Source organism: Ruminococcus sp. (genome assembly GCF_045129435.1).
Taxonomy (GTDB): Bacteria; Bacillota; Clostridia; order Oscillospirales; family Acutalibacteraceae; genus Ruminococcoides.
Genome location: NZ_JBGVJL010000027.1, coordinates 1 through 7751, shown reverse-complemented (window position 1 = coordinate 7751; position 7751 = coordinate 1). Strand labels below are relative to the sequence as shown.

Here is a 7751-nt window from a genome sequence, read left to right as displayed (position 1 = left end):
TACAGAGCTGCCACATACCGCAACTGGTAAAAAACAGCACTTTAAAATCAGACAGCAGGCAAAAGAGGATTTAAAAAACGGTTTGCTTATTAAAAAATAAAGGGTGATTTTTATGCAAATTAAGCCATATTCACGAAGAATTCACTATTATGAAACCGATATGATGAGCATTGTTCATCATTCAAACTATATCAGGCTTTTTGAGGAAGCAAGATGCGACTTTATGGAGCAGATTGGCTGTGATGTACGAGCACTTGAGGATAAAGGCATTTCAATCGCTGTTGTTGACGCTTACGCAAAGTACATTGTTCCGCTTAAATTTGACGATAAGATTTATATAGTGACAAAGCTTACTAATATGACAGCTTCCAAAATAGAATTTGAATACGAAATCAGATTTACGGATTCTGACATTCTTGCCACATCAGGCAAAACAACACATTGCTGTGTTAATCGTTCAAACAAACCTATGCCTATTAAAAAAGCAGATGCAAATTTGTTTGAAACTTTAAAAAATTTAATGGCTAAATAAATTAATCCCACTGTAAATTTAATCTACAGTGGGATTGTTGCATTTAATTATAATTTACTTTCATCAACAAAGTGGCTTATTAAATCTTTACGAGTTACAATACCTATGAACACGCCCGAATCATCAGTAACCGGGATAAAGTTCTGATTTAAAGCTCTTTCGTAGAGTTCTTTCATATCTACGCTGATTTTTACAGAAGGATTAAAATCACTGCGAATAAGGTCACGCACAAAGTACTTTTCCTGTGACTTCATTCCCTGAGTCTGTTTTTCAACTATGTACCACAAAAAGTCGCCCTCACTGACTGTACCAACATACTTGCCATATTCATCAATAACAGGTACAGCAGTATAGCTGTGAGCCTTCATCTTTTCAAGTGCCTGACGGATAGTGCTGTCCTCATAAATATAAGCTACTGTATCCTTTGGCTTTAATAGCATTACAATATTCATTTTTACCTATCTCCAATTAAGTATCTGCCTTTGCAGTCATATAAATTTTACCAATTGCAAATACGATTGCAAAAAGTAAAAGTGGCGGGTCTTGCTCAAGCAAGCCTGTTAGAATAAAAATTACACTTGGCAAAATAGCTGTCATCATATGCAATGTATGGTTTCTACTGCGGTAAAACATTACACAGCTTAAAATGTGCAGCAAAATCAAAAATACCATTGATACAATCCAAAAGTTACGCATTGTATCTGATAAAAAGCCGTTGCCCTGTATGCCAAAGCCACATACCATAAGAAAAATTACAGCAAAACCGCCTATTTGCTCAAACGCTTTTAGTCCTCTGTTTACACTATCTTTTGGTTGCCTGTACTTTTTATCCATATATCTGAAAATCATCCAGACAATAAACAAAATTGAAATAACCGGTATTCCATAAAAATTAAAAAACTGCATTAAATCATTCCTGTATCGTTATTTTATTTCATTCTATCATAATTCTACATTTTTCTCAATACTTTTCACATTAATTTCATATCAACATATGCCTTTTTAAATAAATGTGCATTAGTGACAGAATTGTAAATTGATTTTTTAGAAAAAAACTTGTATTATAATATAAGTACATTTTTTAAATTAACAAAATTTGGAGGGGATTTTTTGAGCACCGAAAAAAAGCTTAAACGCTTTAGAATAAGCGGTAAGCTTATTTTTAATATATTGGTTCTTGGCATCACTTTTTACCTTATTGTTTTCTTTTGCGTTTCTGAAAACGGAATGATTGACTTGCTGTCTTCACCTGATGGCTTTTCCTGGGGTTGGATAATTGTCGGTTTGATTGCTTTTGATATGAACATAATAATCGACACCATAGTAACTCAAATACTAATAAGAACGCAGTATCCTGATTTCAGATTTATAGATTCACTCAAAGTAGCACTTGTAGGTGTATTCTTTGGAGCTGTCACACCGTCAAATACAGGTGGACAGCCAATGCAGCTTTACTTGCTTTCTAAAATGAAGGTTGGCGTTGGCTTTGGCTCAGCTTGTATGACACAAAAATTTGTGTATTATCAGATTGTAACAGGCGTGTTCAGTATTCTCGCAATTATTATTAAATTTGATTACTTTAAATCAGCATTTACAAATATCTGGTCAACTTTATTTATTGCACTTGGATTTTTAACCCAGACAGTAGTTACAGTATTGTTTTTAGTTGTATCATTCAGTCCGAAGATGACAGGTAAAATTATTAAGCTTGTGGATAAAATTTTACACAAATTCAAGTTTATTAAAAATCCTGATAAAAAGGTAAAATCACTTAAAGAACAAGTAGAGCTTTTCCATACAGGCAGCAAAATGCTTTACGAAAACAAAAAGCGTATGTTCTTGCTTTACGGACTTGTAGCTTTGCAGGTAATCGCAATTTTATCTGTTCCCTACTTTGTTTATCTTTCGTTTGATATGCACAGCATTGCTGTAGCAAATAATCAAACTCCGCTTAATTTTCTTGACGCAGTTTGTATTCAGTCTTTTGTACTCTTTACATCTAATCTTGTCCCACTACCGGGGGCGTCAGGCGGTGCTGAGCTTGCATTTACAATGTACTTTGGTCCATTCTTTGTTATTGGTGACGCAAACAAAATCAAGCCTGCAATTCTTTTGTGGAGATTCATTACATACTACGGTGCAATCATTATTTCAGCACCATTCTCATACCTTACAAAAGGCAAGAAAATTGATGACGCTATAAAAGAAAATGAACAAAATGAAGAGCTTGAGCTTGAAAATATAAAAACAGAATAAGCATAATTTTATCGTTTGGCACATCAAAAAGCAATAATGATGTGCCAAACTTTCTTTTATGTGATTATTCTTAATTGTCACTGCAGAAATATGCAATATTTTTTGAAGAATATTGCAAAAAAACTTGTTTTTGAACGAATTCTGATTTATAATTATAAGGTAACAAGAGTGAAAGAGGAGATTTATATGGTTACACTTGATAAAATCTATCACGCATCTTATGTATTAAAGGATGTAGTTATCCCTACCCCGCTCGTTAAAGCTTCCGCTATCAGCGATGATTGCGAAATTTACCTCAAGCCTGAAAATCTTCAGATTACAGGTTCATTTAAGGTAAGAGGCTCGGGATATAAAATTTCTCAGCTCACAGAAGAAGAAAAGAAGCGTGGCGTTATTGCTTGCTCTGCCGGTAATCACGCTCAGGGCGTTGCACTTGCCGCTACAAAGTACGGTATTAAGTCACTTATCTGCTTGCCTGACGGTGCTCCAATCTCTAAAGTCGAGGCTACCAAAGGTTACGGTGCAGAGGTTTGTATGGTACCGGGTGTATATGATGATGCCTATAACAAGGCTTGTGAGCTTCGTGATGAACATAACTATACTTTCATTCATCCTTTTGATGATGAAAATGTAATTGCAGGTCAGGGTACTATCGGCATTGAAATTCTTGAAGAACTGCCTGATGCAGATGCAGTAGTATGTGCTATCGGCGGTGGCGGACTTATCTCCGGCGTTGCCTGTGCAATTAAAAGCCTTAACCCTAACATCAAAGTTTACGGTGTTCAGGCAGAGGGTGCTCCTTCAATGTATGAATCAATCAAACAGGGCAAACCTGTTCATCTTGACAAGGTTTCTACTGTTGCTGACGGTATTCAGGTAAAGGCTCCGGGTGAGCATACTTTTGAATATGTACAGAAATATGTTGACGATGTTGTAACTGTTACCGATGATGAAATTTCATCTGCAATTTTAAAGCTTATTGAAACTCAGAAAATGATTGCTGAAGGTGCCGGTGCTGCTCCGCTTGCAGCGGTAATGTTTAACAAACTTCCTGTTAAGGGCAAAAAGGTTGTTTGCGTAATTTCAGGCGGTAATATTGATGTTACAATTCTTTCAAGAGTAATTAAGCGTGGTCTTTTAAGATCCGGCAGATCACAGACACTCTGCATTGAACTTCAGGATAAGCCTGGTCAGCTCAAGCAGGTTGCAGATATTATTGCCGATAAGGGTGGTAATGTTATTTCTATCCACCACGAGCGTGCAAGCGAAGGTACAGATATTAACGGCTGCTATCTTAGAATTGTGCTTGAAACAAGAAACTTTGACCATGTAAAAGAAATTACAGAAGCACTTACTAACGCAGGCTTTAAGCTTGTATAATATACGGAGGAATTTATCATGGAAAAAATCTATACAAAAAATGCTCCTGATGCTATTGGTCCATACTCGCAGGCTGTTGTTGTAAACGGTCTTGTATTCACATCAGGTCAGATTGCAATTAACCCTGCAAGCGGTAATGTTGAGGCTACAACAATTGAGGCTCAGACTGAGCAGGTATGCACAAACCTTAAAAATGTTCTTGAGGCTTCCGGCAGCTCACTTGAAAAGGCTGTAAAAACAGTTTGTTTCTTAAAGGATATGAATGATTTTGCTGCATTCAATGCTGTATATGGCAAGTATTTCACAGAAAAACCTGCTCGTTCTTGTGTAGCTGTAAAGCAGCTTCCTAAGGATGTACTCGTAGAAGTAGAAGTAATTGCTGAGGTTTAATTCCTAATTAATTTTATATTACACAAACAAACCTGCACTCCATATGAAGTGCAGGTTTTCTATTTACTTAATTTTCACTTTTATTAAGTTTTAAAGTTCGTAGCTGAGCAAACTTATTTACAAAAAACTTACCTATTATTCCCGACAATATTCCCACTGCTATGCCTGCAAGAACATCTGTTGGAAAATGTACATATAAATACATTCTTGAAAAGCCAATCAGAATAGCAAGCACAAAGGCAGGTATCCAAATTTTCTTTTCACCTGCCAAAAACAACGCAGTAACCGCTGCAAACGAAGACGACGTATGTCCTGACGGAAAAGAATATCCATCAGGTCGTGGAATTAATAGCTGTACTGTTGCGTTTATATCGCACGGTCTAAGTCTTACAAATAAATTTTTCATGACTAAATCACAAAGGAAAATATCAACTATTAAGGCGACTAATACTATTAATCCTGATTTTCTTGTTTTTGGTATTATCAGCAGCACAACGGCAAGAGCAATCCACACTATTCCCCAGTTTCCAAGCTTTGTAACAAAGCACATTGTTGTATCTAATATCGGTATTCTTATACTTTGTAAGAAATCAAGTATTTTAAATTCAAATTCCATTTTTCTTACTTCTTTCCTTTATCTTATACATTCCTATTACAAGTGCAAGTCCTATTACGCAGGCAATAAAATTAAAATTACTGAAATTTATAGCCTCTTTCGGCAAATCCAATGTAGTCGGTCCCTGAATGATAGCATAAAATGAGCCTATCATCATTCCTAAAATCGCATATAAAGACTGAACTCTGAATTTTTCAAGACAGATTTTAATACCTTTTACTACAGTAACCGCACCAACGATAATTCCTAATCCAAAGCAGAGAATAGCAGGCAAATATGAAAAATCTAATCCTATAATTCCTCTTACCGCCGTAATTACAGGAATATAAGCACCAAAAATCAAAAGTAAAGTCGAACCTGAAATACCCGGTAAAAACATTGCGGAAATTGCACACATACCGATCAAAAATAACTTAACTCCTAATAAAGGTGAAAAGCTGTTAAGATTCATTGTTGTGGTACCAACCTGACTATTCATAAAAGTAATACCGGCTACAATAGCAATCCCCAGAATAGCAAATATAATACCTTTACCAAAGCTTTTGAAGCTTTCTTTTTCTTCAATGATAATGAGCGGAATTGCACCTGCAATAAAGCCGATAAACAGAGAGCTGACAATATAAATTTGACTGTCAAAAAGAGATGACAAAATAACTACTGCCAACAACATTCCTATTGCCCAACCAACACCGAGTTTTAGAAGATATAGCAATGCGGTTTTTTTCTCGTTCAATTTTCCAAAAACAATGTTATGAATAGAGTTAATAAAATTATCGTAAAAGCCCATAATAAAAGCTACTGTACCTCCCGAAACTCCGGGCACACTATCAGCCAAAGCCATACAAAATCCGTTGATTCCTTCCTTTATCATATAAAAACCTCCTGTTTGTTTTAATTGCATTTTAACATTTACAATTAAACAAACAGGAGGTATATTTCTAAACAAATTCTAAACTTTTTACTTATTCAGCCTGTAGCCGGCACCCCAAACAGTTTCAAGTATTTGCGGGCTTTTGCTATCATCCTCGATTTTGTCACGAATACGGTTAATATGAACCATAACAGTTGCACTGTCGCCTATGTAATCAAGTCCCCAAATTTTTTCAAATAATTGTTCCTTAGAAAAAACTATATTGGGATTTACCGCAAGATATTTTAAAAGCTCAAATTCCTTGTTGGGAAGTTTTATTTCCTTGTCACCCTTATAAACTTTCCAACTATTTGGTAAAATTCTTAAATCTTTTATCTGAATTTCTTCTTGCTTACTGTCATTTGCCGATGCTGGTTTAGTAAGTCTGTCATATTGTCTTAAATTAGCATTTACTCTTGCAACCAATTCAGCCGGATCAAAAGGCTTTGAAATATAATCATCTGCTCCAAGTCCAAGTCCTCTGATTTTATCTACCGACTCAGTTCTTGCAGTTACCATAATAATAGGAATATCGGTTTTATCTCTTATTTCTTTACATATCTCATAACCGTTTTTGCCTGGCAGCATTAAATCGAGTAAAATAAGACTAATATTTTCCGATTTTAAAATATCGAGAATTGCTTTGCCGTCAGGCATAATTTTTGTTTGAAAGCCGGCGGATTGCAGATAGGCTTCTTCTATCATACTTATGTCCTCATCATCTTCTATGATAAGTATTTTTTTACTGTCAGCCATTTAATTCCTCGCTTTCGGCAATTCAATATATATTGATAAACCATTCTCGTTTTTTGCATAGACCTTACCTTGCATTGATTCAACTATTTTTTTAACAATATAAAGCCCAAGACCATTACCTTTACATACATTGCGTGACTCATCAGCTCTGTAAAACTCATCAAAAATATGAGTAATTTTATCTTCGGATACGCCGATACCATTGTCAGAAAAACCGATTAACAAATTATTATCTTTTTGTTTTAATGTAATTTCAATTTTAATAGGACTTGCATTGCAATATTTTTTACTGTTTTCAGTCAGATTATCTAACACACGCTTAAACAGCTCAGAATCAATATAAGTTATACACTCTTCGCAATCAATATGTGTTATGGCTTCAATCTGTTCATCAAATAAATTTGCATTCAGATTATCTACATAATTCTTAATAAAAGATTTTAAATCAGTTTTTGTTAAATTTAACGGCATATTACCGGTTTCAAGCTTTGACAAATAAAATAATTGGTTAAGCAAAGCGTCCATATCGTTAGTTCTTCTGTACGCTGTTTTCAAGAATTTTTCTTCTTGCTCAGGAGTGGTAACTACTCCGTCAATCAAACTTTTAATTGTACCTTTTATAGCTGTAAGAGGTGTTTTTAAATCGTGAGAAATTCCTGCAATCATTTCAGTTCTTGCCTGCTCATATTTCTTATTTTTCTCTTGCTCGCTCAAAATATGTTCTTGCATTGTGTTAAAAGTATTGCAAATATTCTCAAACTCTTTATCACCGTTGTAAACTATTTTTTCTGTAAGTACATTTTCCTGAATTCTATTCGCACCTTTTTCTAATAATGTAACAGGTATCATAATATGATTAACAAGCCTTTTTGTAAAGAAAAAGCTAACTAAAATCAAAATTGCAACGCATA

General features: G+C 34.8%; 10 protein-coding genes. 4 read left to right on the top strand and 6 right to left on the bottom strand.

The features are described from left to right. The first annotated feature begins 112 nt into the window (after positions 1 to 112). Positions 113 to 532 (top strand): acyl-CoA thioesterase, encoded by a 420-nt coding sequence (locus tag ACJMMI_RS01235; protein ID WP_405352761.1) that lies wholly within the window; start codon positions 113 to 115, stop codon positions 530 to 532. Between the two features lie 47 nt (positions 533 to 579). Here ACJMMI_RS01235 and ACJMMI_RS01230 read toward each other — a convergent pair whose 3' ends face one another. After that, entirely contained in the window at positions 580 to 984 is a 405-nt protein-coding gene (locus tag ACJMMI_RS01230; RefSeq protein ID WP_405352759.1) for a CBS domain-containing protein, read from the bottom strand. A gap of 16 nt (positions 985 to 1000) precedes the next feature. Then, positions 1001 to 1438 carry a hypothetical protein gene (locus tag ACJMMI_RS01225; protein WP_405352757.1) on the bottom strand — a complete coding sequence of 146 codons (438 nt, stop codon included), beginning with the start codon at positions 1436 to 1438 and terminating at the stop codon, positions 1001 to 1003. Positions 1439 to 1642: 204 nt separating this feature from the next. Here ACJMMI_RS01225 and ACJMMI_RS01220 point away from each other — a divergent pair, with 204 nt between their 5' ends. The 3 genes from ACJMMI_RS01220 (at position 1643) to ACJMMI_RS01210 (ending at position 4558) form a co-directional block, all read left to right on the top strand. Continuing rightward, positions 1643 to 2788 (top strand): YbhN family protein, encoded by a 1146-nt coding sequence (locus tag ACJMMI_RS01220; protein WP_405352755.1) that lies wholly within the window; start codon positions 1643 to 1645, stop codon positions 2786 to 2788. A 186-nt stretch (positions 2789 to 2974) separates the two neighbouring features. After that, the gene (ilvA, locus tag ACJMMI_RS01215; RefSeq protein ID WP_405352754.1) at positions 2975 to 4168 is read left to right on the top strand and encodes a threonine ammonia-lyase; all 1194 of its coding nucleotides are present in this window, start codon (positions 2975 to 2977) and stop codon (positions 4166 to 4168) included. An 18-nt stretch (positions 4169 to 4186) separates the two neighbouring features. Beyond that, positions 4187 to 4558, top strand: a complete 372-nt coding sequence (locus tag ACJMMI_RS01210; RefSeq protein WP_207735294.1) for a RidA family protein — start codon at positions 4187 to 4189, stop codon at positions 4556 to 4558. A gap of 67 nt (positions 4559 to 4625) precedes the next feature. Here the strand turns inward: ACJMMI_RS01210 and ACJMMI_RS01205 are convergent, their stop codons facing one another. The 4 genes from ACJMMI_RS01205 to ACJMMI_RS01190 form a co-directional block, all read right to left on the bottom strand. Continuing rightward, positions 4626 to 5174, bottom strand: coding sequence for a phosphatase PAP2 family protein (locus tag ACJMMI_RS01205; protein ID WP_405352752.1), 549 nt, complete (start codon positions 5172 to 5174; stop codon positions 4626 to 4628). Continuing rightward, entirely contained in the window at positions 5164 to 6045 is an 882-nt protein-coding gene (locus tag ACJMMI_RS01200) for a DUF368 domain-containing protein (RefSeq protein WP_405352750.1), read from the bottom strand. The genes ACJMMI_RS01205 and ACJMMI_RS01200 overlap by 11 nt, the downstream gene beginning before the upstream one ends. 87 nt (positions 6046 to 6132) lie before the next feature. Next, positions 6133 to 6840: a response regulator gene (locus ACJMMI_RS01195; RefSeq protein WP_405352748.1), complete on the bottom strand. Its 708-nt coding sequence runs from the start codon at positions 6838 to 6840 to the stop codon at positions 6133 to 6135. Then, the coding region (locus ACJMMI_RS01190) for a sensor histidine kinase (RefSeq protein ID WP_405352746.1) at positions 6841 to 7751 on the bottom strand (911 nt) is incomplete at its 5' end.